The organism is Lentzea sp. JNUCC 0626, assembly GCF_043632865.1.
In the GTDB taxonomy this organism is placed as follows: domain Bacteria; phylum Actinomycetota; class Actinomycetes; order Mycobacteriales; family Pseudonocardiaceae; genus Lentzea.
Genome location: NZ_CP171635.1, coordinates 1,397,006 through 1,421,879, shown reverse-complemented (window position 1 = coordinate 1,421,879; position 24,874 = coordinate 1,397,006). Strand labels below are relative to the sequence as shown.

Annotated in this window: 29 protein-coding genes and 1 pseudogene; 12 read left to right on the top strand and 18 right to left on the bottom strand. The window is 69.8% G+C overall.

Annotated elements, in window-relative coordinates; translation table 11 throughout:
• Nucleotides 1-10 precede the first annotated feature (10 nt).
• The 9 genes from JNUCC0626_RS06525 to JNUCC0626_RS06485 form a co-directional block, all read right to left on the bottom strand.
• Nucleotides 11-1,108: a FecCD family ABC transporter permease gene (locus JNUCC0626_RS06525; protein WP_394618755.1), complete on the bottom strand. Its 1,098-nt coding sequence runs from the start codon at nucleotides 1,106-1,108 to the stop codon at nucleotides 11-13.
• Nucleotides 1,105-2,151, bottom strand: coding sequence for a FecCD family ABC transporter permease (locus tag JNUCC0626_RS06520; RefSeq protein WP_394618754.1), 1,047 nt, complete (start codon nucleotides 2,149-2,151; stop codon nucleotides 1,105-1,107). The genes JNUCC0626_RS06525 and JNUCC0626_RS06520 overlap by 4 nt, the downstream gene beginning before the upstream one ends.
• Entirely contained in the window at nucleotides 2,148-3,098 is a 951-nt protein-coding gene (locus JNUCC0626_RS06515; protein WP_394618753.1) for an ABC transporter substrate-binding protein, read from the bottom strand. Before JNUCC0626_RS06515 ends, JNUCC0626_RS06520 begins: the two co-directional genes overlap by 4 nt.
• Before the next feature lie 79 nt (nucleotides 3,099-3,177).
• On the bottom strand, nucleotides 3,178-5,001 hold the full coding sequence (locus tag JNUCC0626_RS06510; protein WP_394618752.1) for an SIP domain-containing protein: 1,824 nt from the start codon (nucleotides 4,999-5,001) through the stop codon (nucleotides 3,178-3,180).
• 212 nt (nucleotides 5,002-5,213) lie between these two features.
• The gene (panD, locus tag JNUCC0626_RS06505; protein WP_394618751.1) at nucleotides 5,214-5,627 is read right to left on the bottom strand and encodes an aspartate 1-decarboxylase; all 414 of its coding nucleotides are present in this window, start codon (nucleotides 5,625-5,627) and stop codon (nucleotides 5,214-5,216) included.
• 75 nt (nucleotides 5,628-5,702) lie between these two features.
• Nucleotides 5,703-5,966, bottom strand: coding sequence for an MbtH family protein (locus tag JNUCC0626_RS06500; protein ID WP_394618750.1), 264 nt, complete (start codon nucleotides 5,964-5,966; stop codon nucleotides 5,703-5,705).
• 17 nt (nucleotides 5,967-5,983) lie between these two features.
• Nucleotides 5,984-7,357 carry a lysine N(6)-hydroxylase/L-ornithine N(5)-oxygenase family protein gene (locus JNUCC0626_RS06495; RefSeq protein WP_394618749.1) on the bottom strand — a complete coding sequence of 458 codons (1,374 nt, stop codon included), beginning with the start codon at nucleotides 7,355-7,357 and terminating at the stop codon, nucleotides 5,984-5,986.
• Between the two features lie 172 nt (nucleotides 7,358-7,529).
• Nucleotides 7,530-8,993 (bottom strand): FAD-dependent tricarballylate dehydrogenase TcuA, encoded by a 1,464-nt coding sequence (gene tcuA / locus JNUCC0626_RS06490; RefSeq protein WP_394618748.1) that lies wholly within the window; start codon nucleotides 8,991-8,993, stop codon nucleotides 7,530-7,532.
• A 155-nt stretch (nucleotides 8,994-9,148) separates the two neighbouring features.
• Complete coding sequence (locus JNUCC0626_RS06485) at nucleotides 9,149-9,874, bottom strand: TetR/AcrR family transcriptional regulator (RefSeq protein WP_394618747.1); 726 nt, start codon at nucleotides 9,872-9,874, stop codon at nucleotides 9,149-9,151.
• Between the two features lie 112 nt (nucleotides 9,875-9,986).
• Between JNUCC0626_RS06485 and JNUCC0626_RS06480 the strand changes: the two genes are divergently transcribed.
• Together JNUCC0626_RS06480 and JNUCC0626_RS06475 are read left to right on the top strand one after the other, a co-directional pair.
• Entirely contained in the window at nucleotides 9,987-11,213 is a 1,227-nt protein-coding gene (locus JNUCC0626_RS06480; protein WP_394618746.1) for an MFS transporter, read from the top strand.
• Entirely contained in the window at nucleotides 11,210-12,043 is an 834-nt protein-coding gene (locus tag JNUCC0626_RS06475) for an alpha/beta fold hydrolase (RefSeq protein ID WP_394618745.1), read from the top strand. Before JNUCC0626_RS06480 ends, JNUCC0626_RS06475 begins: the two co-directional genes overlap by 4 nt.
• A 235-nt stretch (nucleotides 12,044-12,278) precedes the next feature.
• On the opposite strand, the gene JNUCC0626_RS06470 is transcribed toward JNUCC0626_RS06475, so the two are convergent.
• The 4 genes from JNUCC0626_RS06470 to JNUCC0626_RS06455 all read right to left on the bottom strand — a co-directional run bounded on the left by JNUCC0626_RS06470 (nucleotide 12,279) and on the right by JNUCC0626_RS06455 (nucleotide 14,090).
• Nucleotides 12,279-12,488, bottom strand: coding sequence for a TOBE domain-containing protein (locus JNUCC0626_RS06470; RefSeq protein WP_394618744.1), 210 nt, complete (start codon nucleotides 12,486-12,488; stop codon nucleotides 12,279-12,281).
• Between the two features lie 173 nt (nucleotides 12,489-12,661).
• Entirely contained in the window at nucleotides 12,662-12,838 is a 177-nt protein-coding gene (locus JNUCC0626_RS06465) for a LysR family transcriptional regulator (protein ID WP_394618743.1), read from the bottom strand.
• Between the two features lie 54 nt (nucleotides 12,839-12,892).
• A complete protein-coding gene (modA, locus tag JNUCC0626_RS06460; protein ID WP_394618742.1) occupies nucleotides 12,893-13,687 on the bottom strand; it encodes a molybdate ABC transporter substrate-binding protein in 795 nt (264 codons plus the stop codon).
• A gap of 4 nt (nucleotides 13,688-13,691) precedes the next feature.
• The gene (locus JNUCC0626_RS06455; protein WP_394618741.1) at nucleotides 13,692-14,090 is read right to left on the bottom strand and encodes a TOBE domain-containing protein; all 399 of its coding nucleotides are present in this window, start codon (nucleotides 14,088-14,090) and stop codon (nucleotides 13,692-13,694) included.
• A 180-nt stretch (nucleotides 14,091-14,270) separates the two neighbouring features.
• Here JNUCC0626_RS06455 and JNUCC0626_RS06450 point away from each other — a divergent pair, with 180 nt between their 5' ends.
• The 7 genes and pseudogenes from JNUCC0626_RS06450 to JNUCC0626_RS06420 all read left to right on the top strand — a co-directional run bounded on the left by JNUCC0626_RS06450 (nucleotide 14,271) and on the right by JNUCC0626_RS06420 (nucleotide 19,648).
• Nucleotides 14,271-14,759 carry a molybdopterin-binding protein gene (locus tag JNUCC0626_RS06450; RefSeq protein ID WP_394618740.1) on the top strand — a complete coding sequence of 163 codons (489 nt, stop codon included), beginning with the start codon at nucleotides 14,271-14,273 and terminating at the stop codon, nucleotides 14,757-14,759.
• A gap of 170 nt (nucleotides 14,760-14,929) precedes the next feature.
• Nucleotides 14,930-15,445, top strand: a pseudogene (locus JNUCC0626_RS06445) (ATP-binding cassette domain-containing protein); the annotation flags it as partial.
• 227 nt (nucleotides 15,446-15,672) lie between these two features.
• The gene (locus tag JNUCC0626_RS06440) at nucleotides 15,673-16,656 is read left to right on the top strand and encodes an ABC transporter permease subunit (RefSeq protein ID WP_394618738.1); all 984 of its coding nucleotides are present in this window, start codon (nucleotides 15,673-15,675) and stop codon (nucleotides 16,654-16,656) included.
• Between the two features lie 47 nt (nucleotides 16,657-16,703).
• Nucleotides 16,704-17,102, top strand: a complete 399-nt coding sequence (locus tag JNUCC0626_RS06435) for a GntR family transcriptional regulator (RefSeq protein WP_394621977.1) — start codon at nucleotides 16,704-16,706, stop codon at nucleotides 17,100-17,102.
• Nucleotides 17,099-17,959, top strand: coding sequence for an ATP-binding cassette domain-containing protein (locus tag JNUCC0626_RS06430; RefSeq protein WP_394618737.1), 861 nt, complete (start codon nucleotides 17,099-17,101; stop codon nucleotides 17,957-17,959). Before JNUCC0626_RS06435 ends, JNUCC0626_RS06430 begins: the two co-directional genes overlap by 4 nt.
• 356 nt (nucleotides 17,960-18,315) lie before the next feature.
• On the top strand, nucleotides 18,316-19,140 hold the full coding sequence (locus tag JNUCC0626_RS06425; protein ID WP_394618736.1) for a serine hydrolase: 825 nt from the start codon (nucleotides 18,316-18,318) through the stop codon (nucleotides 19,138-19,140).
• A 91-nt stretch (nucleotides 19,141-19,231) separates the two neighbouring features.
• Nucleotides 19,232-19,648 carry a hypothetical protein gene (locus JNUCC0626_RS06420; RefSeq protein ID WP_394618735.1) on the top strand — a complete coding sequence of 139 codons (417 nt, stop codon included), beginning with the start codon at nucleotides 19,232-19,234 and terminating at the stop codon, nucleotides 19,646-19,648.
• A 23-nt stretch (nucleotides 19,649-19,671) separates the two neighbouring features.
• Here the strand turns inward: JNUCC0626_RS06420 and JNUCC0626_RS06415 are convergent, their stop codons facing one another.
• Nucleotides 19,672-20,244, bottom strand: coding sequence for a TetR/AcrR family transcriptional regulator (locus JNUCC0626_RS06415; protein WP_394618734.1), 573 nt, complete (start codon nucleotides 20,242-20,244; stop codon nucleotides 19,672-19,674).
• An 87-nt stretch (nucleotides 20,245-20,331) separates the two neighbouring features.
• On the opposite strand from JNUCC0626_RS06415, the gene JNUCC0626_RS06410 reads away from it, so the two are divergent.
• Complete coding sequence (locus tag JNUCC0626_RS06410) at nucleotides 20,332-21,279, top strand: ketopantoate reductase family protein (protein ID WP_394618733.1); 948 nt, start codon at nucleotides 20,332-20,334, stop codon at nucleotides 21,277-21,279.
• An 82-nt stretch (nucleotides 21,280-21,361) separates the two neighbouring features.
• Entirely contained in the window at nucleotides 21,362-22,141 is a 780-nt protein-coding gene (locus tag JNUCC0626_RS06405; RefSeq protein WP_394618732.1) for an isocitrate lyase/PEP mutase family protein, read from the top strand.
• Between the two features lie 80 nt (nucleotides 22,142-22,221).
• Here the strand turns inward: JNUCC0626_RS06405 and JNUCC0626_RS06400 are convergent, their stop codons facing one another.
• A complete protein-coding gene (locus tag JNUCC0626_RS06400) occupies nucleotides 22,222-22,908 on the bottom strand; it encodes an SDR family NAD(P)-dependent oxidoreductase (protein ID WP_394618731.1) in 687 nt (228 codons plus the stop codon).
• A 19-nt stretch (nucleotides 22,909-22,927) separates the two neighbouring features.
• Complete coding sequence (locus tag JNUCC0626_RS06395; RefSeq protein ID WP_394618730.1) at nucleotides 22,928-23,320, bottom strand: ester cyclase; 393 nt, start codon at nucleotides 23,318-23,320, stop codon at nucleotides 22,928-22,930.
• 107 nt (nucleotides 23,321-23,427) lie between these two features.
• Here JNUCC0626_RS06395 and JNUCC0626_RS06390 point away from each other — a divergent pair, with 107 nt between their 5' ends.
• Nucleotides 23,428-24,030, top strand: coding sequence for a TetR/AcrR family transcriptional regulator (locus JNUCC0626_RS06390; RefSeq protein ID WP_394618729.1), 603 nt, complete (start codon nucleotides 23,428-23,430; stop codon nucleotides 24,028-24,030).
• Nucleotides 24,031-24,059: 29 nt separating this feature from the next.
• On the opposite strand, the gene JNUCC0626_RS06385 is transcribed toward JNUCC0626_RS06390, so the two are convergent.
• Both JNUCC0626_RS06385 and JNUCC0626_RS06380 read right to left on the bottom strand, forming a co-directional pair.
• The gene (locus JNUCC0626_RS06385; RefSeq protein ID WP_394618728.1) at nucleotides 24,060-24,485 is read right to left on the bottom strand and encodes a hypothetical protein; all 426 of its coding nucleotides are present in this window, start codon (nucleotides 24,483-24,485) and stop codon (nucleotides 24,060-24,062) included.
• Nucleotides 24,482-24,850 (bottom strand): hypothetical protein, encoded by a 369-nt coding sequence (locus tag JNUCC0626_RS06380; RefSeq protein ID WP_394618727.1) that lies wholly within the window; start codon nucleotides 24,848-24,850, stop codon nucleotides 24,482-24,484. The genes JNUCC0626_RS06385 and JNUCC0626_RS06380 overlap by 4 nt, the downstream gene beginning before the upstream one ends.
• Nucleotides 24,851-24,874 lie beyond the last annotated feature (24 nt).

Genomic DNA, 24,874 nt, shown 5'->3' with positions numbered 1-24,874 from the left:
GTGTTGGTGCTCAAAGGCGTCTCCTGGCCTCGATGATCAGCAGCCAGCCGAGGTAGCCACCGCCGAGCACGACGGTGACGATGCCGACCGGCAACGGAGTGGGGGCGACGTGCTGGGCGAGGTAGTCCGCCGCCAGGCAGAGCAGCGCGCCGAACAGGGCGGCGGAACCGAGGGTGATCCCCGCGCTGCGGGCCAACCGGCGTCCGATCTGGGGTGCGAGCAGGGAGATGAACGCGATCGGTCCCGACGCGGCGGTGACCGTCGCCGTCAACGCCACCCCCAGCACGATCAGCCCGAGCCGGGTCGCCGAGACCCGCACTCCCTGGGCCGCGGCCGCGTCGTCACCCAACTCCAGCTGCCGCATGGACCTGCTCGACAGCGCCGCCAGCAGCAGGAGCACGGCGATGCAGGCGCCGCCGAAGGCGACCTGGCCCGACGAGACGCCGTTGAGCGACCCGGCTCCCCAGGTCGCGGCCGCCATCGCCTCGTCCAGGTCGGCTTTGAGGATCAGCCAGGTGTTGAGCGAGGCGAGCATCGCCGAGATGCCGATGCCCACGACGATCAGGCGGAACCCCTGCACGCCTTGCCGGTACGCGAGCAGGTACACGGCGATGGCCGTCACGGTCCCGCCGATCAGGGCTCCACCGGACAACTGCCAGTACGTTCCGTTGACGAGCAGGATCACGACCAGCGCCCCGGTGTAGGCGCCCTGGGAGAAGCCGATGATGTACGGATCGGCGAGCGGGTTGCGCATCGTCGACTGGAAGAGCGCGCCGCTCACCCCCAGCGCGGCACCGAACACCAGCGCCGCGAGGACGCGGGGCAGCCGCCACTCGACCACGATGTCGTGCACCAGCCCGGTCGTCCCCCCGGTCAGCGCGGAGATCACCTCGCCGGGACTGAGCTGGTACGAGCCGGTCATCAGCGCGAGCACGGCCATGCAGGCGACCGCCAGCACGAGGACCGCGGACACGACGACCGAGCGCAGGTCGAGCCGGACCGCGAACCGCCGGCGCCGCAGCACCAGCACCCGCCGCCCGAAGTCCACCCGGCTCGTCCCGGTCCGGGAGGAACCGGCATGCGGATCGAGTCCGCTGCGCACGCTCACAGTCCGCTCGCTTTCTTCTGCCGCACCAACGCGATGAGCACCGGGGCGCCGACGAACGCGGTGACGATGCCGACGGGGATCTCGGCGGGCCGCATCACGACTCTCCCGAGGATGTCGGAGGCCAGCAGCAGGATCGGGGCCAGCAGCGCGCTGTAGGCGAAGATCCAGCGCTGGTCCGGGCCGACGATCCAGCGCGCGACGTGCGGGACCATCAGTCCGACGAAGCCGATCGGCCCTGCGATCGCGGTGGCACCGCCGGCGAGCAGGGTCAGCGCGATGATCGCGAGGATCCGGGTGCGCACCAGTCGGACGCCTTGGGCCGTGGCCAGTTCGTCGCCGAGGGCCATGGCGTTGAGCGGGCCTGCCACCGCGAAGATCAGCACGAGCGCGATCGCGAAGAACGGCAGGGTGGGCAGGAGCAGGTCGAGCGGGCGGCTCACGATCGTCCCGGCGTTCCAGGATCGCATCGCGTCGAAGGCATCCGGATTGGTCAGCTCGAGTGCCGAACCGGCACCGTGCAACACCGAGCCGACGCACAGCCCGGCAAGAACCATCATCACCGGCGACTGGCCGCGCCGGGTCGATCCGAGGACGAGCACCACGAGGGTGACGAACAGCGTTCCGGCGAAGGCGAACCACATGTAGCCCTGGATCTGGCGGATGCCGAGCAGGCCCACGGCGACCGTCACCGCGAAGGTTGCGCCCGCGTCCAGTCCGAGGATGCCGGGATCGGCCAGCGGATTGCGGGTCAACGCCTGGATCAACGCCCCCGAGAGCCCCAGCGCCATCCCCACGACCAAGCCGACCACGGTGCGCGGCAGCCGGAAGTCCCGGATCGCGAACTGGTCGATGTCGTTCACCGGGTGGAACAGGGCGTCCCACACCACGGTGGGCGCGATGGCCGTCGATCCGATCATCATGCTCGCCACCAGCAACACCGCGAGCACGACGAGCGCGACAGCGAGGCCGATCAGACGACGACGCGGTCCGGACACCTTCCTGGTGCCCGGACCGGCGGGTCGTCGCAGCGCGAGATCGGTCACTTCTTGGCGGGGAGGGTCGCCAGTGCCTTGTCGAGCGACTCCAGGTACCGCAGCACGGCGCCGTAGGAGTTGTTGCCGGGGCAGAAGACGCCGAGAGCCTTGCCGGCCTGCACGGACGGCAGCGCCTTCCAGGTGTTGGTCTCGACCACCGGCGAGAACACCTCGGTCGCCTTGCCCTGGGCGTCGGCGGGGTAGGTGATCACGTCGTACTTGGACAGCTCGGCGAGCTGCTCGAAGGGCAGGTTCGCGTAGGCCAGCGGGTCAGAGCCGGCGGGCGCCTTCGGGAAGTTGAAGCCGATGTCGTCCTGGGCGATCTCGACGCAGCCGATGTCGCCGATGACGTACGTCCCGGGGTCGGAGCTCGAGTAGCGGTCCAGGTTGACGAACTTCGTGTTCGCGATGGCGTCCGCGTACGTCTGCTTCATCTTGGCGACGCGGCCCTCGTAGTCCGACTTCTGCTTGGTGAGCGCGTCCTTCACGTTGCCGGCCTCGGCGAGGCCCTCGGCCAGCGCCTTCCACTCGGTGTCGAGTCCCCAGAACGCCGTGGGGGCGATCGATCCGAGCTGCGTCTCGATCTTCTTGAACTCGTCGTCGGGGATCTGGACCAGGATGAGGTCCGGCTTGAGGCTGGCGACCTTCTCGAGGTCCACCTCCTGGCCGAGCCTCGTGGCCTTCTGGTACGTCGCGCGCTGGTCCTCCGGCAGCAGGCCGAGTTCGGACTCGGCCGCCTCGGTGACACCCACCGGCTTGCCGCCCATGTCGATGAACGGCAGGTCCGTGTTGCCGATCGTGACGACCCGCTGCGGGGCGGCGGGGACCTTGATGTCGCCGTTGCCGGCCTTGATGGTGCGCGTCTCGCCGGACTTGGCGGCGTTGTCGCCGCTACCGCTGTCAGCGCTGCCGCAGGCCGTGAGGACGAGCGCGGCGCTCAGGATCGCGGCGGTCACGGCCGCTCCGCGCCCTCTCTGGGGTGTCGTGGTCATGGGTGTGCGGATCCTTTTCTTCTTCTTTGGGGCACGGCGGGGGTCAGTGGGTGTCAGCGGGCACGAGTTCGTGGACGGTGGTGCCCCAGCCGACGGTGTGCTTGGTCGTGCGAACCAGTCCGGCGCGCGTGATCACCGCGTCGAGTTCGGCGGCGGTGCGCAGACCGGAGCCGTGCGCGGTGAGGCCGAGCAGGTCCGCCTCGCCGTCGTGCTCGTCCAGGGCTGCGGGGTCGAGGACCTCCTCGATCAGCAGCACCCGGCCGCTGGGCAGGAGGTTCTCGGCCGCACGGCGCAACGCGTGGGCGGCGTCCGGGTCGGGCAGTGCTTTGAGGGCGCGGCTGATGAACACGACGTCCGCGGCCGGGCCCGGTTCGAAGACGGACTGCTCGGCCACGCCGACCCGCGCGCGCTGCTGGTCGTCGGGGATGGTGTCGGGCAGGTCGCGGCGCAGCCAGTCGGCCTGGGCGGGCAGCGCGCAGATCGTCACGTTCAGGTCTTCGTGCACCGCAACGAACTCACGCGCCTGGGCCGCCGCGCCGCCGGAGTGGATCACCAGCTGCCGGACCCCGGTGAGGAGGTCGGACTGGGCGATCGACAGGGCCAGCGCGGACTGGAACTTCGCCAGGCGCTCCAGGTAGCGGTCCTCGTAGCCCTGTTCGGCGCGCACGTCGGCGAAGGTCTGCCCGGTCACCGATTTGTAGGAGGGACGGCCGGTGCGGATCGACTCGGTGAGGCCGTAGATGCCGAGCATCTCCCGGCCCACGACTCCGTTGGTGTGCAGGGTGTCGGCGACGAACTCGTTGGTGAGCACCTCGCCCACCGACGTCAGGCCGTAGTGGCCCGGCTCGGTCCCGGTCAGGATGCCCGCGGAGTGCAGGTAGCGCAGCAGCTTGCCCAGCGCGCGCTCGTCGCTCTCGGTCTTGCTCGCCAGGTCCGCGACACCGGTGACGCCACGGGAGATCAGGTCGGGCACGCCGAGTTCGACGGCGGTGCGGATGGCGATCGGCCGGATCAGTTCGGTCAAGTCGTGCAGCTTTTCGAACGGTGTCAACGACTTCTCGGGGTCGGGCACCGCGCCGTCGGTCTCCAGGACGACGACCTCGCCGCGACGCCAGTACCCGGTGAACTCGACGTCCCCCTTCGGCACCGCCCGGTCCTCGACCAGGTGACGGCGCAGATCGCGCACCGTCGTCTGCTCTCCCGCGACCCAGGCGAACGGGCGCCCCTCCCACCAGTCGGCCTGCGCGACCGCATCCCGCAGGAGGCCGGTCGTCCCCGGCTCAACCCCGTTGCGCACCAACCAGGTCACCTCGACGTGCGGCAGCGCCCGCAGTTCCAGCCGATGCGCGTCCTCGGCGACCTCGACGAACACCTGGGCCCGCGCGTCGCCGGGGAGTTCGTCGAGCAGGCGGCCGATCGCGGGCAGCGCGGTGTCGTCACCGGCGACGAGGAGCCAGTCCGCGTCGTGCGGGAGCGCACGGGACGCGCTCGGGCCGTAGAAGTGGACGCGGTCGCCGACCTCGGCGCGGTATGCCCAGGTGGTGCCCACGCCGACGCCGTGCCGGACGAAGTCCACGTCGAGTTCGCGTGCCTCGGGGTCCCAGCGGCGCACCGTGTAGACCTTCGACAGGGGCCGCGGATTCCTCGGCAGGTCCAGGCCTTTCTCCTGCTGCACCGGCAAAATCGTCTCGGCGCGGCCGGGGTGCCGGAACACCAGGCGGATGTCGTCGTCGAAACCCCTGGAGTCGAAGGCGGGCTGCGCGAAGCCGTTCGCCGACGTGAACTCGCGGAGCTGCTCGCCACTCAGCGTGATCCGGCGCATGCCCGGCGTCAGGTCCACCACCCGCACGACCTCGACCTCTCGCAAGGAAAGAGGGTGCACCGTGAGACTGCGTGAGGTCTTCGGCATGCCGGGGGCGGGCCTTTCCGATCTTCTTCTTCCGAACGGAGGGGCCGCGTTCCAGCGACGCGAGCCCCGGGAAATATTAGGTAATGCTTACCTCAAACACCAGATGGTGAGCGTCGGCTTTCCGCCGCCGATTCCGGGAACCCGGCCGCGGCGGCGGCTCCGTGCCGAAGTCACCTCACGCGACCGGTGACCTGCCCGTCCGCTCCCGGGACCGGCTCGGCGAGGTCGTTGCCCAGCGCGACGATGCGGTTGTCGGCGTCGACGTGGACGACCTTGGGCTGGTGGCTGAGCAGTTCGGCCTCCTCCGCCAGCACGAAGGACATGATGATCACCAGGTCACCGGGGTGGATGAGGTGCGCCGCCGCACCGTTGATGCAGATCTCGCCGCTGCCGGCGGCCCCGATGATGATGTAGGTCTCGAGCCGGGCGCCGTTGGTGATGTCGACGACCTGAACCTTCTCGCCCTCGACCAGGCCCGCCGCGTACGCGAGGTCTGCGTCGAGCGTCAGCGAACCCACGTAGTGCAAGTCGGCCTGGGTGACGGTGGCGCGGTGGATCTTTCCGCCCATGACGACGCGAAGCATGTCCGGCTCCTCCATGAATTGTGCGGGTGGGTTCAGGTCGATCAGTGGAAGGTGTTGCTGTGCAAAGAGGTGTGGCTAGGCGAGAGCGGCATCGGAGGTGCCGGCGCCGGCTGCCTCGTGCCGGGAGATGTGGTCCCGCAACGACTTCGGCCGGATGTCGGTCCAGTTCTGGTCGATCCAGTCGAGCACTTCCTGACGGGGCCTGCCGTCGGGTTCGCCGTACGCGATGCTCCACCCGGCGGGCACCGGCTTGAACGTCGGCCACAACGAGTGCTGCTCCTCGCCGTTGATCAGGGCGTAGAAGGAGCCGTTGTCGTCGTCGAACGGGTTCTGGGCCATCAGTGCTGCTCCTCGTCCTAGCGGGGGTCGGTGCGGATCGCGGCGGGCAGTCGTTGCGGAGCGGCGGAGTGGTCGGGCTGCTCGTCGGTGATCGCCCGCAGGATGTCGGCGGCGCGCATCGCGACGTTGGACAGCAGCGACGAGGTCAACCCGTGGCTGTGCTGGACGCCGCCGTTGAGGAAGATCCGTTCGGGCACGCCGCGCAGCCGCAGCCGGTAGTCGCGCTCGACGATCGGGAGGTCGCCCTCGAACGAGGACGACCCGTCGATGCTCGGCCCGAGCAGGCCGCGGGTGTCCGCGGCCCGGAACCCGGTGGCGAAGACGGCGGCGTCGACCTCAAGTTCGGTGCTGCCCCGGTTGCCCAGATCGCGGATCGTCACGGAGACCCCGTCGGAGCCCTCGCTCAACCGCTCGATCTCGGTGACCCGGTGCACGATCAGCCGCCGCGCGCCCCGCGTGCGTTCGTCGTACTCGCGCCGGTAGAGGTCTTTGATCAGGTCGGCGTCGACGGCGGAGTAGTTGGTCTGCGCGTGGTAGGCCAGCAGTTGCTGCTTGAGCTCCGGCGGCGCCGTGTAGAACTCGTCGACCGCCTCCGGGTCGAAGATGCGGTTGGCGTAGGGCGTGTCGTCGGACGGGCTGTAGCCGTACCGGCGGAAGGACGCGTGCACTTCCGCGTCGGGGTACGAGTCGTGCAGGTACGCGGCGACCTCCGCCGCGCTCTGCCCGGACCCCACGACGAGGAAACGGCCGTGCGGCCGCGAAGGCAGTTCGGCCAGCCGGTTCAGCAGCTGGTGGTTGTGGAACACCCGGTCGCCCGGTTCGATCCCCGCCGGCAGCACCGGCCGGATTCCGGACCCGAGCACGACGTGCCGTGCCGCGACCCGCGTCACCTCGGGGCCGGCTGTGGATTCGAGCGTGACCTCGAACTTCCCGTCACGCCAGTCGATGCGGGTCGCCCTCGTGCCGTAGGAGACCGGCAGGTCGATCCGGCTCGCCGCCCAGCTCAGGTAGCCGTGGAACTCGCGCCTGGTCGGGAAGAACGTCTTGAGGTTGATGAAGTCGGACAGCCGGCCCTGCTCGTGCAGGTAGTTCAGGAACGTGAACGGGCTGATCGGGTTCCGCAGCGAGACCAGGTCCTTCATGAAGCTGATCTGCATGGTCACGCCCGGCAACAGCATCCCGTCGTGCCACCCGAACCGCGGCCGGACGTCGACGAACCTCGCCGTCAGCGGCTGGCCGCCGCGACGCCGCTCATTCAATTCCTGAATGGCGATCGCCAGGCTCAGATTCGACGGGCCAAAACCGATACCGAGAACGTCGACCTCACCGCCGGCCGGATCTCCCGATCCGAGACGACGGTCACCACCCTCGATCAACTCATTCGCAGTCATCTGGCGATTGGCCCCTTTTACCACCGGTCGAACACGAACAGCACAATGACCGACCATCTCTCATCGAGGGCCAACCCTAGCACATGATTTAGGCAAGCCTAACCTTGGTCGACGTACCTTCCACGCCACCGAGGAACCCCGCCGCACGCGTGCCCGCGCGCCGAGTGGCGGTTCAGGCGAGCGCGCCGGCACGTCGCCCCATCACCATTCCCGCGATCAAGCCGGCACCCGTCGGATAGTTCGCGCTGAACAGTCCTCCGAGCGTTTCCCCGCACGCGAAAAGTCCCGGAATGGGATCGCCCGACTGATCGAGCACCCGGCTGTCGACGTCACCGCGAAGACCACCGAAAGTGAAACTGATCCCACAAGTGACCGGATACGCGTAGAACGGCGCCGCCTCGATTGCCGATGCCCAATTGCTCTTGACGGGCTCGACCGTCGCACTGCGGCCGTCTTTGATCGTCGGGTCGAACGGACGACTGGTGTCGATCGACGCGTTGAACTCCCGCACCGTCCGCGCGAATCCGTCGACGTCGACGTCCATCGCCGCGGCGAGTTCCTCGACGCTGTCGGCGACGAACGGGACGATGCCGGGCATCTCGTACTCGTACGCCGCCAGCATCGCGCGCGACTTCGCGTCGAACACCTGGAACGCCACCGAACCCGGCTGTTCGAGGATCACTTTTCCGTACTTCGCGTACGTGTAGTTGCGGAAGTCCGCGCCCTCGTCGAAGAACCGTTGCCCCAGGCGGTTGACGACGATGCCGAGCGGATAGCCGTACCGGCTGAGCCGGTTCGTCAGTTCGCGATTGCTCTCGTTCTCGGGAAACGACGCGTCCCACGGCACGCTGTGGCAGGTCGACCAGTCACCGCCACGATCCGCGCCGATCTCCAGCGCCGCGTGGATCAGGTCACCGGTGTTGTACGGCGTGCCGCGCACCTTCGCGTTCTGCCAGCCGTCTCCGAGATACCGCTGACGCCATTGGGGGTTAGCCTCGAAACCGCCGCTGGCGATCACCACCGACTCGGCCCGGAGCTCTTCCTCGCCCATCCGCACACCGACGACCGCGCCATCTTCGGTGATCAGCCCCGTGACCGCGCTGTCGTAGCGCACCTCGATCCCGAGCCGTGCCGCGATGTCCTCGTGCACCGACATCAGTCCGGGTCCGCCGTCGACGTTGGACACGTGCGATCCGCCCCAGAACACGAAAGTCCCGTCGGGCCCCACGTGGGCTTGCCGGTCGTACATCAGCCGGAATCGCAGCCCCAACGAGTGCAGCCAGCGCACCGCGTCCCGCGAGCCTTCGACGACGACCTCGGCGAGTTCCTTGTCGCCCCGCCCGCCGGTGACCCGTTCCAGATCGTCCAGGAACTCCGCCGCCGAGTACGGCGGGACCTCGGTGCGCGCGTGCCGCTCGTCCGGTTCGAGGACGGCGATCAGGTCGTCGAGACCGTCGTGCACCAGCCGGGTCGAACCGAGGGTGTAGTAGCTGTTCCCGCCGGCGTGCGCACGCGGCGCCTTCTCCAGCAGCACCACTCGTCGCCCGCGCTCAGCCGCCGCGTGCGCCGCGCAGTAACCGGCGTTTCCGCCGCCCACCACGACAACCTCCGCCTCGCGCACGTCCGCCTCCCCCACCGACAACCCCGCTCCTCCGCCCACCACGGCACTTCACCAAGGCGGACGAATGGGCCCCGTCCGCCGCTCGGCGTGGAGCTTAGCCTTACCTAAATTGATTGTTCGTGTGTTCTGAACCACTGCCGGTGACCTGGTTGTCGATCTCCGGTCGCGCGTCAGGGACCGGTCGTCTCGTCCGGCGTGATGAGGAGTCCGTTGACCAGGCGGGCGAGGTTGCCCGCGAAGAAGTCCCGGTCGCCGGTGGGCCGGAGCGCGGCCGCGACCCGGCCGATGGCGGGGTAGGCGAAGAGCGCGTCTTCGGTCATCTGACGGGCGAAGGTGTCCGGCCGGTCGTGCTGCGCCGAGAGCGTTTCGCCGTAGAGGTAGTGCCACAGCAAGGAATACCCGGCCGCAGCGGCACGTCCGGTCAGGCCGCCGTGTTCGAGGGCGAGGAAGACGCGTTCGACCGCGGGGAGGATGAGCGGGCTGGCCAGTCCGTCCACCAGCAGCAGTTCGACGACCCAGGGATCGCGCCGGAACGCGGCGTGCGCGGCGGTCATGATCGCGGTGAGTTCGGTGCGCGGGTCGTCCACCGGGTCGGGCAGCACGATGCTCGCCGCGACCTCGTCCAGCATGGCCAGCAACAACTCCTGCCGGTCGGCGAGGTGGCGGTAGATCGCCATCGGCGACGTCCCCAGTTCCTCGCCGATGCGGCGCATGCTCGCCGCGGCAACGCCTTCCGCCCTGGCGACGCCGATCGCGACGCCGACGATGCGGTCCCGGGTCAGCGCCGGACGGGCGGGTCTGCGGGACACGACCGGTCGCTTGAGCGGGCCGTGCTCCCGCACCCGCGCCGCCGAGGTGGCGGGCACCTCCGGGCGGTCCGGCTCGCGATCGGACATGGACGTCATTGTGCCGCTCCCGCCTTGCCGGTCGACCTCGACACGCCCTTGACTTCCGCATCTTACTTAGGTGACCCTTACTCAAGTTTACGGCGTAATCAAGGGGGCTGGGGTGAAGGGAAACCGGGTGGTTCCCGCGTTGCTGGTGAGCGTGCTCGTGGCGTTCACCGCGCAGCAGGCGCTGTCGCCGGTGCTGGCGCCGCTCGCCCGCACGCTGGGGCTGGCCGAGGTCGCGATCGGAGCGGTGATCACCGGCGCGGCCGTGGTGTTCGCGGCCACGGCGGTGCCGTGGGGGCGCGCGGTCGACCGGCACGGTCCACGGCCGGTGCTGCTGTGCGGGGTCACGTTGTCCCTGCTCGGCCTGGTGGGGTTCGCCGTGGTGGCGCAGGCGGCGGTCGCGGAAGCGCTGTCCCCCACCGCCACGCTCGTGGGCATGCTGGTCACCCGGAGCCTGCTGTTCGGCGCCGGGATCGGGGCCGTGCCGGTCGCGGCGATCGCGTTGATCTCGACCATCACCGCCGACGAAGGTGCCCGCACCCGCCGGATCGGTCAGGTCGGTGCGGCACAAGGACTCGCCATCGCACTCGGCCCCGCACTGGGCGGCGCGCTCGGGTTCGCCGGACTGCTGGGACCGGTGTGGGCCGCACCGGCGTTGCTCGCTCTCGCCCTGGCCCTGATCGCGCTCACCCTGCCCGGCGCACGGGGTCACTCCCCCGGCGTCGCGGCGCGGGCGAAGCGCGGCTCGTTGCGACTGTGGGACCGGCGGCTGTGGCCGGTGCTGGTGTGCGGGTTCGCCCTGTACGTGGCGCTGAGCGTCGTGCTGATCGTGCTCGGGTTCCTGATCCAGGACCGGCTGGCCCTCGACGCGGCCGGCACGGTGACCGCGACCGGCGCCGTCAGCTTCGCCGCGGGGGTCGTCCTCGTCGCGACGCAGGGCGCCGTGGTGCCGAAGCTGCGCTGGCCCGCCGCCCGCCTGCTGCGCGCCGGTGCCCCGATCGCGGTGGCGGGCATGCTCGCGCTGCTCGCCGCGGGCCACCTGTGGTCGATCACCGTTGCGGTGGCCGTGCTCGCGGCAGGTCTCGGCCTCGCGACACCAGGATTCACCACCGCACCCACGTTGCTCGTCGGCCCCGGCGAGCAGGGCGCGGTCGCGGGACTCGTGCAACTGGTGACCGGCCTGACGTTCGTCATCGGACCGCTCGCCGGCACGACTCTCTACGGAATCGCGTCGTGGCTGCCCGTCGCCGTCGCCGCCGGGTTGTGCGCGGTGGCAACGCTCTTCGTCTGGCTGCACCCCGCGCTGCGCCCCACCGCCACTCCCCAGGAAGTTCGGACATGACGCACACGCAAGGCGAACCCGTTGCCGTGACGACCCGAGACGGTCGCACGCTGCACGCGCAACGCCGCACCGGCACCGGCGACACCACGGTGATCTTCGAGAGCGGCCTGGCCGCGAACCGGTCGTACTGGGCGCTGGTGCAACAGGACCTCGCGCTGCCGTCCGTCGTCTACGACCGCAGCGGACTAGGCCGCAGCGCGCCCGCGGCCAAGCGACGACTTGCAGACCTCGCACGCGACCTCGTCGACGTCATCGACGCGCACCACGGCCAGGTGGTGCTCGTCGGCCACAGCTGGGGCGGCCCGGTCGTCCGATCGGCTGCGGCACAACGCAAAGACCGCGTCGCCGGCCTCGTCCTGGTGGACCCGACCGACGAACGCTGCGACCTCGTGTTCAGCCGAGCAGCCCGCGCGGTCGAGACGATCGGCCAGGTGGGCAGCACGCTCCTGGCCCGCCTCGGCCTGCTCGCCACCGCCTACCGCTCGACGCTGAGCGCCCTGCCCGCCGACGCGCGGGAGGACATGCGCCGCGAGGGGTTCACGGTCGCCACCATGCGCACGCGCAAGGCAGAACTCGGTGACGTCGTCGGCGACCTGCGGGCCCTCCTGGAGAACCCACCGGACCTGTCCGGCATCGACGTCGTCGTGATCTCGGGCGCGCTGGGGTCGGCGGGCATGGGCGCGAAGGTGCGTCAGGCCGTCACCGCCGCACACCGCGCGTCCGCCCTGGACGCCGGCGGCCGGCACGTGCTCGCGCCGAACTCGGGGCACATGGTCCCGATCACCGATCCGTCGCTCGTCGCCGACGAGATCCGCCGACTCGTCCGCTGATCAGGTCGGCCGCGTCCGCGCGCATGCCGTGCGCGTGCGGTTGCGGCCTTTCGCTTTCGACGATCGGACGCGAGAACTCCGGGAACCGCGAGTTCGCCGATCAGCCGACGTCGAGCGCCACCGTCTCCGACACGTAACGCCCGTCCTCCACAGTGGACAGCAGTAGGTCGAGGCAGCACTCCGGACGCATGCGAACACGGTGCCCGACGCGGACGTCCGTCCGGTTACCGGGTCCTCACTCGACGCCGATCATGACCTCGGTCGACTTCACCAGCGCGGTCACCGGCTGGCCGACCTGCGGCCCCAGGTCCGCCACGGCGTCCATGGTGATCGACGCGGTGACCTGCTGGCCGCCGTCGAGGTCCACGGTGACGACGGCCATGACGGCGCCGTCCTTGATCGACGCGACGGTGCCGGTGAGCTGGTTGCGGGTCGAAAGACGCACTTCGTTCTCCTTGGACCTTCGGGTTGCCCGAAGCCTATGCGGGTTCGGAAACCCTTGCACCGCAGCGACTTCGACCTTGATCCTCAGGTGCGACCACAACGGACGGCGCCGACCCGCAGGCGCGTCCGGGACACGCCCGCCCGTGCGGCAGAAAAGAATCCGAACAGGCTTCGTCACATGGTGCTCGCCCTGGCGGAGTGGACGATGCTCGCACTCGTGCGCGAACAGCCGCGCCACGGGTTCCTGATGCCGGCCGACAACGACGGCTGCGACACGTGGCAGGACTCCGCGGCCCGCGCGAAGTGCTTCTCGCGGGCCGGCGCCACCAGGTACTCCAGCCGACGCAGCACCGCGTCACGCCGGACCGGGGACGACCGGACGTCGTCCCCGCCCTCGGCGCCGTGTCACGGGCTGACGAAGCCCGCCGCGCCCAGCACCGACTTGCCCTTGTCGGAGAGGACGAACTCGATGAACGCCTTGGCCGCGGCCGCGTTCGGCGCCTTGGCGACCGGTGCGATCGGGTAGTCGTTCACGGCCTGGTCGGCCTCGGTGAAGTCGATGCCCTCGACCTTGTCCCCGGCGGCCTTCACGTCCGTCTTGTAGACCAGCGCGCCGTCGACCTCGCCGAGCGAGACCTTGGTCAGCACGGCCTTGACGTCCTGCTCCAGCGTGTCCGGCGCGGGCGTCACCTTGGCGACCTCGAAGACCTTCTTCGACGCCGCGCCACAGGGCACCTGCTCCGCGCACAACGCGATCTTCTTGTCCGCGTTGGCGAAGTCCGGCAGACCGGCGATCTTGCCGGGGTTGCCCTTGGGCACCGCGATGGCGAGCTTGTTCTTCACGAACGTGGTGGGCGTGTCCGTGATGGTCTTGGTGTCGGTGACCTGCTTCATGTTCGTCGGCGCGGCCGAGGCGAACACGTCGGCCGGCGCGCCCTGGTTGAGCTGCTGCGCGAGCGCCGAGCTGCCGCCGAAGTTGAACTTGACCTTCGTGCCGGGGTTCGCGGCCTCGAAGTCCTTGCCCAGCTGGGTGAACGTCTCGGTCAGGGACGCGGCCGCGAACACCGTGACGTCGCCGGTGACCGTCGGCGCCTCCGAGCCCGACGACGGCGCACTGCCGGTCTGCCCGCCGGAGCCGCAGCCCGCGAGCGCCAGCGCGGCCGTTGCGGTGACGACGATTCCGCGCGCGATTCTGGACATGACCTCAGGCCTCCGGGATTTCTACGACTACATGAGTGGACTTGACCGAAGCGACGGCGATGCTGCCGACTTCCAGACCGAGCTCGTCGGCGGCCTCACGGCTCATCAGCGACACCATGCGGAACGGCCCCGTCTGCATCTCGACCTGCGCCATCACCCCGTCCTTGAGGACGCGGGTGACGATGCCGCGCATCCGGTTGCGGGCGGATGCGGCCACGGTGGTGCCGAGCTCGGCGGTCTCGGACATCCGCTGCACGAACGCGGCGAGTTCCGTGCCCTCGATGGCCTTGCGGCCGTTCTCCCCGACGAAGGAAGCCAGGCGCCCGTTCTCGATCCACCGGCGCACGGTGTCATCGCTGACCCCCATGAGCACAGCAGCCTCGCTGATCCGCAAATTCGGCACGACAGCCATCCTAGGTTCCGCTTTTGCGGAAGCAAGACTCAGCTGTGTTTGCGGAGTTAATCGTGATCTCGCTCCGCTGCCACGACATCGCCGGGGTTGCGTTCGCCGCAGATGCGTTCATGCGGGCGAACCGGAGAATTCGCCTTCTGCTGAACCGTTCGGCGTCGTACCGTGGAGAGCGTGGACCTCTCGTTTGCACGCGTACCGTCACCGCGCACCCCGGTCCCCGACGACCAGGTCCTGGTCACCGGGGACATCAGCGACGAATGGACCTTCTCCACCGCACACCTCGACGCCCACGCCCGCGAGCCCGTCAACGTGCAGTACCGGACGACCCGCGTGAGCGAGGTGCACTGCGTCCAGGGCGTGCCGCTGCACGAGGTCCTCGGCAGGGTCGTGCTGCGTCTCGACCAGGCCAGCAAGATGGACAAGCTCAGCTTCGTCGTCATCGCGAGCTCGCAGGACGGCTTCCGCGTGGCGCTGTCCTGGGCCGAGGTGGACCCCGAGTTCGGCTCCTGCTCGGCCCTGCTCGCCACCCGCTACAACGGCCGCCGGCTCACCCGGCCCACGCTCGTCACCCCGCAGGACGGTCGCTCCAGCCGCTACGTCCGCGACCTCGCGTGCATCGAGATCTCCCGCATCGCGGCACGGGCGACGACCAGGACGTGACCCGGTCCGGAACCGTCCACAACGGACTCGGCTCTCGGGAATCTCCACCACAACGCCCCCATTCAGGACGCCGCGGCAGCCCACAGGTTGCCTCCGGGAGGTGCCGGTCACCCGGTTCACTATTTAAATAGTGAACCGTGCTACCTTCAGCTCGTCGATGACGAGAGGAGGTGGCCGTGACCGTGCGAGGAAACCCGGACCCGGTGCTCGCCGAGAACGTGGGTAAGCGGTACCGCAGGGGCTGGGCGTTGGGACCGGCGTCCCTGGTGATCCCCGGCAACCGGATCGTGGCCCTGGTCGGCCCGAACGGTGCCGGCAAGAGCACGTTGATGGGGCTGATCACGGGCATGTTGCGCCCGTCGACCGGGTCGATCTCCGTGTTCGGCGACCAGCCGAACGGCAGGGGGCTGCATCCCGCGGTGTCCTACCTGGCCCAGCAGAAGCCGTTGTACAGGCAGCTCACCGTGGCCGAGACGATGCTGTTCGGGGCACGCACGAACCCCACCTGGGACCAGGCGTACGCCTCGCACCTCGTCGAGCAGGCCGGGGTGCCGGTCCACGCGAAGGTGGGCACGCTGTCCGGTGGGCAGCGGACGCGGGTCGCGCTGGCGCTGGCGCTGGGCAAGCGGCCGCGGCTGTTGTTGCTCGACGAGCCACTGGCCGATCTGGACCCGTTGGCGCGGGAGGCCGTGTTGGGCGCGTTGATGACCGAGGCGCGGTCGCAGGGCATTACCGTGGTGCTGTCCTCGCACGTGCTGGCAGAGCTGGAAGGTGTGTGCGACCACCTCGTGCTGCTCCACAAAGGACAGATTCTGCTGGCCGGGGACGTCGACCGGCTCAGCACGAACGGCACCCCGCTCGGAGAACTGGTTCTGCACCACATGCGTGCGGCGGCGGCACAGGAGACAGCGGCATGATGTGGGCATCGTTCCGGTTGCAGCGGGTACAGCTGCTCACCCTGCTCGGGGTGGTGGTCGTCGGCACGGGTGTGCTGGTGCTGCTGCGCTCGACCATGGTCGACCAGATCACGTCCTCCGGGCTGACGGAGTGCGTGGAGCGCGGCGGTCGTGCGTGCGCGTCGGCCGCGCAGAACGAGTTCCTGGACGACTGGAGCAATCTGTTCCAGCTCGCACGCATCCTGATCCTCGTGCTGCCGATCGTGATCGGCGTGTTCGTCGGGGCTCCGCTGTTCGCCCAGGAACTGGAGCACGGCACACACGTCCTGGCCTTCACCCAGTCGGTGAGCCGCACCCGGTGGATGCTCAGCAAGCTGGTCGTCGCGTTGGTGCCGGCGCTGGTCGTGGTGGCGGCGTTGCAGTACCTGGTCTGGTGGTGGCTCGACGCGGCAGGCACGCTGGGGCCGCAGATCAACGGTGCGTGGCATCCCGTCAACTTCGCGATCGAGCACGTCTCGCCGGTCGCCTACACGCTCTTCGCGTTCGCCGTCGGCGCCTTCGTGGGCGTGGTGTCCCGCCGCACCCTCGTGGCGATGACAACCGCGTTCGGGGTGTTCGTCGTCGCGCGTCTCGCCCTGGAGGGGCAGCTGAACCGGTTCGTGTCGCCCGAGCGGCGGGTCGCTGCGGACGGCTTGACGGTGGACCTGCGCGACGGTGCCCTGCCGGTCGGCAAGGGCTGGCTCGACGCCGCCGGGCTGGAGGTGCCGTGGGACAGGTCCGTGACCGTGTCCGACGCGTGCCGGGCGGCGACGCCGGGAGCGTCGCAGGGGCAGGAGGAGTTCCTGGCGTGCATGCGGGAGTCCGGTCTTGCGAACCGGTACTCGCTCGTGCTGCCGGAGAGCAGTGCCTGGGTGGCGCACCTGTACGACGCGGCGATCTTCGGAGGATTCGCGGTGGTGCTGCTGGCGGGAACGGTCTGGGCGCTGCGCAGGCAGAGCTGAGTGCGTGGTGGACGCCCTGGAGCGGGAGAGCACCTATGCTGATCGACGTGATCGAGTTCCGGATCGACCGGCACTCCGGGGTCTCCACGTACATGCAGATCGTCCACCAGGTCGAGCAGGCCATGCGACTGGGACTGCTGGCCCCCGGCGACCGGCTGCCCTCAGCGCGCGAGGTGGTGGACGCCACCGCCGTCAACCCCAACACCGTGCTCAAGGCGTACCGCGAACTCGAACGCGAGGGACTCGTGGAGGGCCGGCGTGGCCTGGGCACCTTCGTGACCAAGTCACTGGCCTCTGCGGCGACCGCGGGCGACGACGCGCCGCTGCGCAAGGAACTCGCGCGCTGGATGAGTCTCGCGCGGGAGGGCGGCCTGGTCGTCGAGGACGTCGACGCCCTGTACTCCGCGGTCCGCGAAGAGCACTACCCCGTCGAGGAACGATCATGATCCCGTTGAGCGCCACCGCCGTCGGCAAGCGGTACCGCAGCAGGTGGGCGGTCCGCGACTGCACCTTCTCCGTTCCCGAGGGCAAGGTCATCGCCCTGGTCGGACCGAACGGCGCGGGCAAGAGCACCCTGCTGCGCCTGGCTGCGGGCCTCGTCCGCCCGACCACCGGGGAACTGCGAGTCTTCGGCACGCCGGTGCGCGGCGGCACCCACCCGGACGTCTCGTTCCTGGGCCAGGACCGGCCGCTCTACGGCCACCTCACCGTGCGCGAGATGGTGCGCGTCGCGGCGGGCATGAACGACCGCTGGTCCGCCGACCGCGTCCAGGAGGTGCTCGGCCTCCAGGCGGGCGTCGACCAGGACGCGAAGATCCGCACCCTGTCCGCCGGCACCCGGACGCAGGTGGCCGTCGCGCTGGCGCTGGGCCGGCTGCCCCGGCTGCTCCTGCTCGACGAACCGCTGTCCGACCTCGATCCCCTGGCCCGCGACGAGACGCTGCGGATCATCATGGCGGAGGTCGCGGACCGGGGCACCACCGTGGTCATGTCCTCGCACCTGCTCGCGGACCTGCGCGAGGTGTGCGACCACCTCCTCCTGGTCGACGAGGGCCGGGTCCAGGTCGACGGCGACATCGACGAAGTCCTGGCACGGCACCGGATTCTGGTCGGTCCGGCCGCCGACGAGTCCGCTGTGGAGGGAACGCTCGTCAGCGCGACCCGCACCCAGCGCCAGGCCACGTTGCTGCTGAAGGACTCCCGGCCCGCGCCGCAGGGCTGGACGGCCGCGGAACCCGACCTGGAGTCGCTGGTGATGGGCTACCTGCGGGCATCGCGCGCACGCTCGGCTCCACGCGGCTAGGCCGTGTCCTGCAAGTTCGTCGGGCGACAGTAGCGGCCGAGGGACCCGGAGACAGCACCGCCGCCATGCCCGAATACGCCCGGTATGAGGGCAGGGCGGCGGCACTGCCTCCGGGTCGCTCGCCCGCGCCTGTCACCTAACAAACTTGCAGGACACGACCTAGAACACCTCGCGGGCAACCGCGCCTGATTTCTCGTTCACACGGCTCGCTTTTCGGCTCTGCTGTGCGGCTTTCTGCTGCCTTCGTTCGGATTGGACCACAGCCAATGCACGGTGATGCGGATTCGCCTACCCAAAAACTGCTTCCCCGCCCGGTCGCCTGGAGTCCGCCACGACGGCGGCGGCGCCGGTGGGTCGTGCCGACGGGGCTCGTGGCCGCGTTGCTCGCGGTCCTCGTCGTGGTCGTCGTGCGAACCGGCTCGGACGACTGGCGCACGCGGTGCACCGAGTTCACCCCGGCCTCAGGTGAGGTGCCCGCCGTGCAGAAGGCACGGCAGGCGTTGCTGAGCGCGGGGCACGATCCCTTGCTGTCGATGGAGATCGTCGACCTGAAGACCTGTGCGACGACGTTGTCCTGGAAGGGCGATCTCGCCCAGCCGACGGCCTCCGTGGTGAAGCTGCTGATCGCGTTGGACCTCCTGCACCGCACCTCCGCGAACTCCGACGAGGTGGAGAACGACGTCACCGCCATGCTGACGCGCAGCGACGACGGCGTGGCGAGCCGCCTGTGGCAGCAGGGCGGAGGGTCCGAGATCGTCGCGCGCCAGGTCAAGGCGCTCGGCCTGCGCCACACCCGGCCGCCGGCGGTCCCGGGACAGTGGGGCAGCACGACGATGTCGGCCTCCGACGTCTCCCTCGTCTACCGCCACATCGCGGGCACGCTCGACCCCGAGGACCGCGCGCTGCTGACGTCGGCGATGGCCGAGGCACCGCGGGTCGCGGCGGACGGGGTCGACCAGCACTTCGGCATCCCCGGCGGCCTTCCGGGCGCGACGTGGGCGATCAAGCAGGGCTGGGGCAGTTCGGGCGAGCGCCGGGTGCTCAACAGCACCGGGCTGGTCGAGCTCGGCGGCACGTACGCCGTGACGGTGCTGACCTCCTGGCGCAAGGACGCCGATCTGGCGACGATGAGCGCCGCGCTCACCCGAGCAGTCGAGGCCCTCCGCACCGTGATGCGGTAGTCACTCAATCAGCGGTACCGCTATTCGGCGACCATGCCAGGGTGAAGAGGGATTTGTTTCAGGGGGAGTCAGATATTTCAGGGGGAGTTTAATGAAGCGTCGTCATGCCCGCTTTTTCGCATTGCTCGGCACCATCGGAATCGCCTTGTCGACCGCGGCGACCAGCGCTACCGCGGCCGCCTACCCGTCCGACCCGATTCCAGAGACGTGCAACGGTCGAAGCGGCTGCATCTCCGGGGTCGTGAACTGGTCGAACCGGTCGGCCAACCTCAACATCCGACTGTTCGACGACAAGAACGCCGGGTCGACCACCGCGTATTTCTACTTCTACACGGCGAACGGGTGGGCCGGGACCGACAGCCGAACCGTCGACAACGGGCGCATTTCGGGCTACCCCGGCAAGCAGGGCCCTCCGGGTGGAATCACCCACGTCACCATCACGCTCAAGGCGAACATTGCTCCCGACTCCGCTGAATTCGAGGTCGGGACTTTCTCACGCGACTCCTGATCGGTGATTTCAGTGCGGAGCGGTCACGGCTGAGCGCCGTTCAGGCCGTCGAGCACCAGCGTGACGAGGCCGTCCGCTTCGGCCCGCCAGTTCTCGCGGTCGTGCGCCGCGCCGATGCCGTGCATCGCCATCATCACGGCACCACCGTCCACGTCCTGGCGGATGCCGCCGTCCCGCACGGCGGCGTCCACCAGGCCGAGGACCGCCCGCTCCAGCGCCTGACTGCCTTCGGCCAGCGTGCTCGAGCGCGTCGCCATCAGCGTGGCGAGCGTCCGCGCGAGACCGCGGTGGACGTCCAGGTAGTCGACGTAACCGCGCAGGAACGAGGCCAGGGCGTCGGCGGCGGGCAGCGTGTCCTGGAGTTGCCGGACGCGACCGCACAGGGCGGCCACCTCCTCGTGGTAGACCGCCTCGGCCAGCGCCTCCCGCGTGGGGAAGTGCCGGTACAGCGTCCCGACGCCCACCCCGGCGAGGCCCGCGAAGTCGTCGAAGCGCAGGTCGAAGAACGTTCCGGCGTCGAACATCTCTCGCGCCTTGACCAGCAGCGCGTCCCGCTTGCGTCGAGCATCGGCCCGCAGCGGTTTGACGGCGTTCACGCGACACCTCCGTTGACAAGTGGAGGTCATCTCCATATCGTCGAAGTGGAGATGACCTCCAGTTAGATCGTACCCCACGAGGTGCCGGTGAAGATCCTCCTGTTCGGCCGCGGCGTGATCGCAACGGTGTACGGCTGGACCTTGCACCAAGCAGGACACGACGTCGAGTTCTACGTCCGGCCGGGCCGCGCGGCGGCCTACGGGGACGCGGTGGACCTCGACCTGATCGACGCCCGGCGGCGGCTGCCGGGCAAGCGCGTGGTCGAACGGTGGCCCGTGCGGCTGCGCGAGGAACTGCCCGCCGACCACGACTTCGACCTGATCGTGGTGAGCGTGTCCCACCACCGCCTGGCAGAGGCGGCGGCCTTCCTCGCCCCGCGCCTGGGCAAGGCCACGGTGCTCGTCTTCGGCAACGTCTGGGAGGACCCGTCGGTGGCCGTCGCTCCCCTCCCCCTCGACCGGGTCGCGTGGGGCTTTCCCCAGGCGGGCGGCGGTTTCGGCGACAACGGCGTGCTCCGCGGCGCGATCTTGCCGGCCGTGTACTTCGGGACGGCGGGCCCTCCTCCGAACGAGCGTGAACGGGCCGTGCGCCAGGTGTTCCGCGAGGCGGGCTTCAAGCTGCGCGAACACCCCGATCTGCCCGGCTGGCTGTTGATCCACTTCGTGTCCGACGCGGGCATGTTCATCCAGGGACTGCGGCTGGGATCGCTGTCCGACCTGGTCGGGAAGCCGGCGGCCTTCCGCGAGGCGTTGCTCGCCGGACGCGAACTCCTGCCGCTGGTCGAGGCCCGCGGCGTGGACCTGCGCCGGCACCGGGCTTCCGTGCTGCGGTACCGGCTGCCCGCGTGGCTGATGGCACCCGCGTTCTCGTGGCTCGTCACCCACTTCGCGCTGGCCCGCCTGAGTTTGGAGGCGCACTCCGACCCCACCACCGCCGAGCCGCGGGAGGTCTGCCGCGACACCCTGGCCGAGGCCAGACGACTGGGGGTGGCCGTGCCTCGACTGGAGGCGGCGGAACCGACCTTCACGCCCTGACCGGCGCCTCGGGCACGGGGCAACGAGTGCTGGAAGAGTGTGGTCCATGCAGGACATCGACCCTGCCGACCGGAAGGCTGGCATGACCTCCACTGCTGACAAGGCAAAGCGGCTCCAGGCCCTGCACGCGGCACCGGAGTTGCTGCTCGTCGTCAACGTGTGGGACGCCATCACCGCGAAGGTCGTCGCCGAGACGCCCGGCACGCAGGCGCTCGCCACGCCGAGCCACGGCATCGCGGCCTCGCGCGGCTACCCGGACGGCGAGAAGATCCCCCGCGACGAGATGATCGCCGAGGTCGCCCTGATCGTGCGCGTGGCCGGCGACCTGCCGGTGACCGCGGACCTCGAGGCGGGCTACGGCGATCCGGGCGGCACCATCGCGAGGGCCATCGACGCCGGCGCGGCGGGCGCCAACCTCGAAGACCAGATGAAGCCGCTCGACGAGTCCGTACGGGCAGTCGAGGCCGCGGTCGCCGCCGCGCAGGCCGCCGGTGTCGACTTCGTGCTCAACGCGCGCACCGACGCGTTCGTCCGAGCAGGCGACCGCGACCCCGAGGAGGTGCTGGCGGAGGCGATCACCCGCGGCCGCGCCTACCTCGACGCCGGGGCGTCGAACTTCTTCGTGCCGGGCAAGCTCGACACCACCCAGGTCGAACGGCTCGTCGAGGCGCTGGGCGAACGCAAGGTCAACCTGATCGGCATTCCCGGCTCGATCCCCCTGGCCACCGCGCAGGAACTCGGCGTCTCGCGCGTGTCCTACGGGCCGTGGAGCCAGAACGTCGCGCTCACCGCGTTGGCGAAGCTCGCCGAGGACGTCTACGCGGGCGGCGGCCTTCCCGCCGACACCCGCAAGCTGAACTGACCGCGGCCCCAGGACCCCGCTCGCACTTGCGGTGTGAGCGGGGTTGTCGCAGGAAAGAGCAGCGGTCGACGCACGACCACTCACCAGGCCAGGACGCCGTTCTCGTCCTGCAACGTCCCCGTGGGGCCGTCCTCGGCGAGCGTCGCCAGCCGGACCACCACCTCCGCGCTCTGCTCGACCGGCCGTCCGATCCCGAAGGCCGCCGTCATGTCGGTGGCGGTCGTGCCCGGCTCGAGCGCGTTGAACTTGATGCCGGGGTGAGCCTTGGCGTACTGGACGGTCAGCATGGTCGCCGCCGCCTTGGACGCGGCGTACAGGGCGAGGTGCATCTGGTACTCGGGCCGCTCGGGGTTGGTCACCACCCAGAACGACCCCATGCTGCTCGACACCGTGACCACGGTCGGGTTCGCGGACTTGCGCAGCAGCGGCAGGGCGGCCTCCGTCACCCGGACGACGCCGACGGCGTTGACGTCGAAGGCCCGCAAAGCCGCTGAGCCGTCAAGGGATTCGTTGGCGAGCACGCCCGCGTTGTTCACGAGAACGTCGAGATGTCCTTCCTCCGCACCGATCTTCGCCAGCGCGGTGCTCACCGAGGCGTCGTCGGTCACGTCGAGCTGCACGAACCGGGCACCGAGGTCGGCCGCCGCCTTCTCGCCCCGTTCGACGTCGCGCGCTCCGATGTAGACGGTGTGCCCGAGTTCCAGCAACCGTTGTGCGGTCGCGTAGCCGATGCCCTTGTTGGCTCCGGTGATCAGCGTGATGGTCATGGGTTTCCTCTCGAGAAGGTCAGCGGGTCAGCTGCCGGCGAAGCTCGCCGGCGTCGTGCAGGGCGGTCATGTGCACGAACCGTCCGTCCCGCACCTGGTAGATGGCGTACTCGGTGATGGCGAACGACGCGCCGGTGGGCTCGACGCCCAGCCACTCCTTCATCGGAGTGCCGGTGTTGACCAGGCGCGCGGCCAGGCGGTCTCCGTCGAAGAGCAGTTCCTCGAGCTCCCAGCGGAGGTCGGGAACCGCGTCCACGTCGGCTCTCTGCACCGCGAGCAGGTCGTCGCGGGTGGCGGGCTCACCGTTCAACGTGGTCCGGTCGCTGATGAACCGGTCCATCCGATCGAACCGGTGGGCGTTCAGGTCGCTGAGGTAGCGCAGGTAGAACTCGCGCAACTCGTTGTCGGACAACGACGTCCTCTCCTCGTGCGGATCCGGCGCAGTTCTGCATCGATCGTTTCAGAATCCGACCGTAGCACGTTCTGCATCGATCGATCCAGAACAGGTAGACTCACCTCGTGGAGACACGACGAAGGGCGACCGGGCGCCCGCGGGCGTTCGACGTCGACGAGGCGCTCGACCGCGCCCTGCTCGTCTTCTGGGAACAGGGCTACGAAGGCGCGAGCCTGGCCAACCTGACCGAGGCGATGGGCATCTCGACGGCCAGCATGTACGCGACCCTCGGCAACAAGGAGCAGCTGTTCCGCAAAGCCCTGCAGCGCTACGACGAAGGCCCCAGCGCGTACGTCGTGGCCGCCCTGGCCGAGCCGACCGCGCTGCGCGTCGCCACCGCCCTGCTCGCCGGCTCCATCCGCACCACCACGTGCCCCGAGCAGCCGCACGGATGCCTTGGCGTGCAAGCAGCCCTGGCCACCGGCGAGGCCGGGCGCGAGATCCGCGCGCTGCTGGTCGACTGGCGCAACAAGGGCCACGAACGCATCCGCGACCGGTTCCAGCGCGCCGTCGACGAGGGCGACCTGCCGCCGGACGCGAACCCGGCGTTGCTCGCCCGCTACGTCCACACCCTGCAGGCGGGCATCGCCGTGCAGGCGGCGAGCGGCGTCAGCGCCGAGGAACTCCAGGAGTTGGCGGACGCCTCACTGCGCGCCTGGCCGTTCTGACGCGGGCCGGACCGAGTTTCCCGTCTTGGTCAGGCCTGGGCGGCGGTGTCGCGCAGCCAGTCCGGGACGTGCTCCTCCTGGCGCGGGAAGCGTTCCAGCTCCCGCCGGTACTGCTCGGGCGGCGGCGGGGTCGCGAAACCCGGGTCCTTGTCCCGGTTGTACTCGACCTGGTAGTTGTCCGGGTACGTCAACCAGTAGGTCGCCTGCACCCAGGCGCCACGTTCCGGACGGGCCGTGCCGGCCCTCAGCTCGGTGATCATGTCGATCACCTCGGCGGGCAACGGCCACCCCGACACGCCGCCGTCGGCCATCCGCAGCAGGACGCCCGCGGACACGTGGTCGCCCAGCGCCCGGTAGTCGAGCTGGACGTGGTGCCAGCCCAGGGGAAGCAGGTACACGAGGCGTTCGGTGATCTTCTGCAGCAGTTCGTCCTGCTGCACCGGGTTCAGCGTCACGACTCCCCCTCGACGAGCTTCGACCGCAGCCACTCCGGCGTGTGCGCCTCGTCGCGCGGGTAGACCTCCAGGTCCGTCCGCCACACCTCGGCGGGGATCTCCGGGCTCCACATCGGATCGAAGTCGTAGTTGAACACCACCGTGTAGCGGGTCGGCGGATCAAGCAGGTAGCGGAACGAGAACCAGGTGCCCGCACCGTCCTGGTAGGACAGTCCGCGCAGCTCCCGCGCCGCCTCGACGACCGACGTCGGCGCGTCCACGTACGGCCTGCTGCCGTCGCGCATCAGCACGGCCAGCTTCGTGTCGCTGACCACCGACGCGTCGAAGAACCGCAGATCCGCCCGGTACCACCCGTCCGGCAGCACCGTCGCCAGGACGCTTCCGACGCC

What these genes read in the sequence shown, in the direction of transcription:
- panD (WP_394618751.1), bottom strand. Translation starts at nt 5,627, where the DNA reads ATGCTTCGCGTCGTCATGGGCGGAAAGATCCACCGCGCCACCGTCACC.
- JNUCC0626_RS06500 (WP_394618750.1), bottom strand. Translation starts at nt 5,966, where the DNA reads ATGGCCCAGAACCCGTTCGACGACGACAACGGCTCCTTCTACGCCCTG.
- JNUCC0626_RS06495 (WP_394618749.1), bottom strand. Translation starts at nt 7,357, where the DNA reads ATGACTGCGAATGAGTTGATCGAGGGTGGTGACCGTCGTCTCGGATCG.
- JNUCC0626_RS06485 (WP_394618747.1), bottom strand. Translation starts at nt 9,874, where the DNA reads ATGTCCGATCGCGAGCCGGACCGCCCGGAGGTGCCCGCCACCTCGGCG.
- JNUCC0626_RS06475 (WP_394618745.1), top strand. Translation starts at nt 11,210, where the DNA reads ATGACGCACACGCAAGGCGAACCCGTTGCCGTGACGACCCGAGACGGT.
- modA (WP_394618742.1), bottom strand. Translation starts at nt 13,687, where the DNA reads ATGTCCAGAATCGCGCGCGGAATCGTCGTCACCGCAACGGCCGCGCTG.
- JNUCC0626_RS06440 (WP_394618738.1), top strand. Translation starts at nt 15,673, where the DNA reads ATGATGTGGGCATCGTTCCGGTTGCAGCGGGTACAGCTGCTCACCCTG.
- JNUCC0626_RS06430 (WP_394618737.1), top strand. Translation starts at nt 17,099, where the DNA reads ATGATCCCGTTGAGCGCCACCGCCGTCGGCAAGCGGTACCGCAGCAGG.
- JNUCC0626_RS06420 (WP_394618735.1), top strand. Translation starts at nt 19,232, where the DNA reads ATGAAGCGTCGTCATGCCCGCTTTTTCGCATTGCTCGGCACCATCGGA.
- JNUCC0626_RS06405 (WP_394618732.1), top strand. Translation starts at nt 21,362, where the DNA reads ATGACCTCCACTGCTGACAAGGCAAAGCGGCTCCAGGCCCTGCACGCG.
- JNUCC0626_RS06400 (WP_394618731.1), bottom strand. Translation starts at nt 22,908, where the DNA reads ATGACCATCACGCTGATCACCGGAGCCAACAAGGGCATCGGCTACGCG.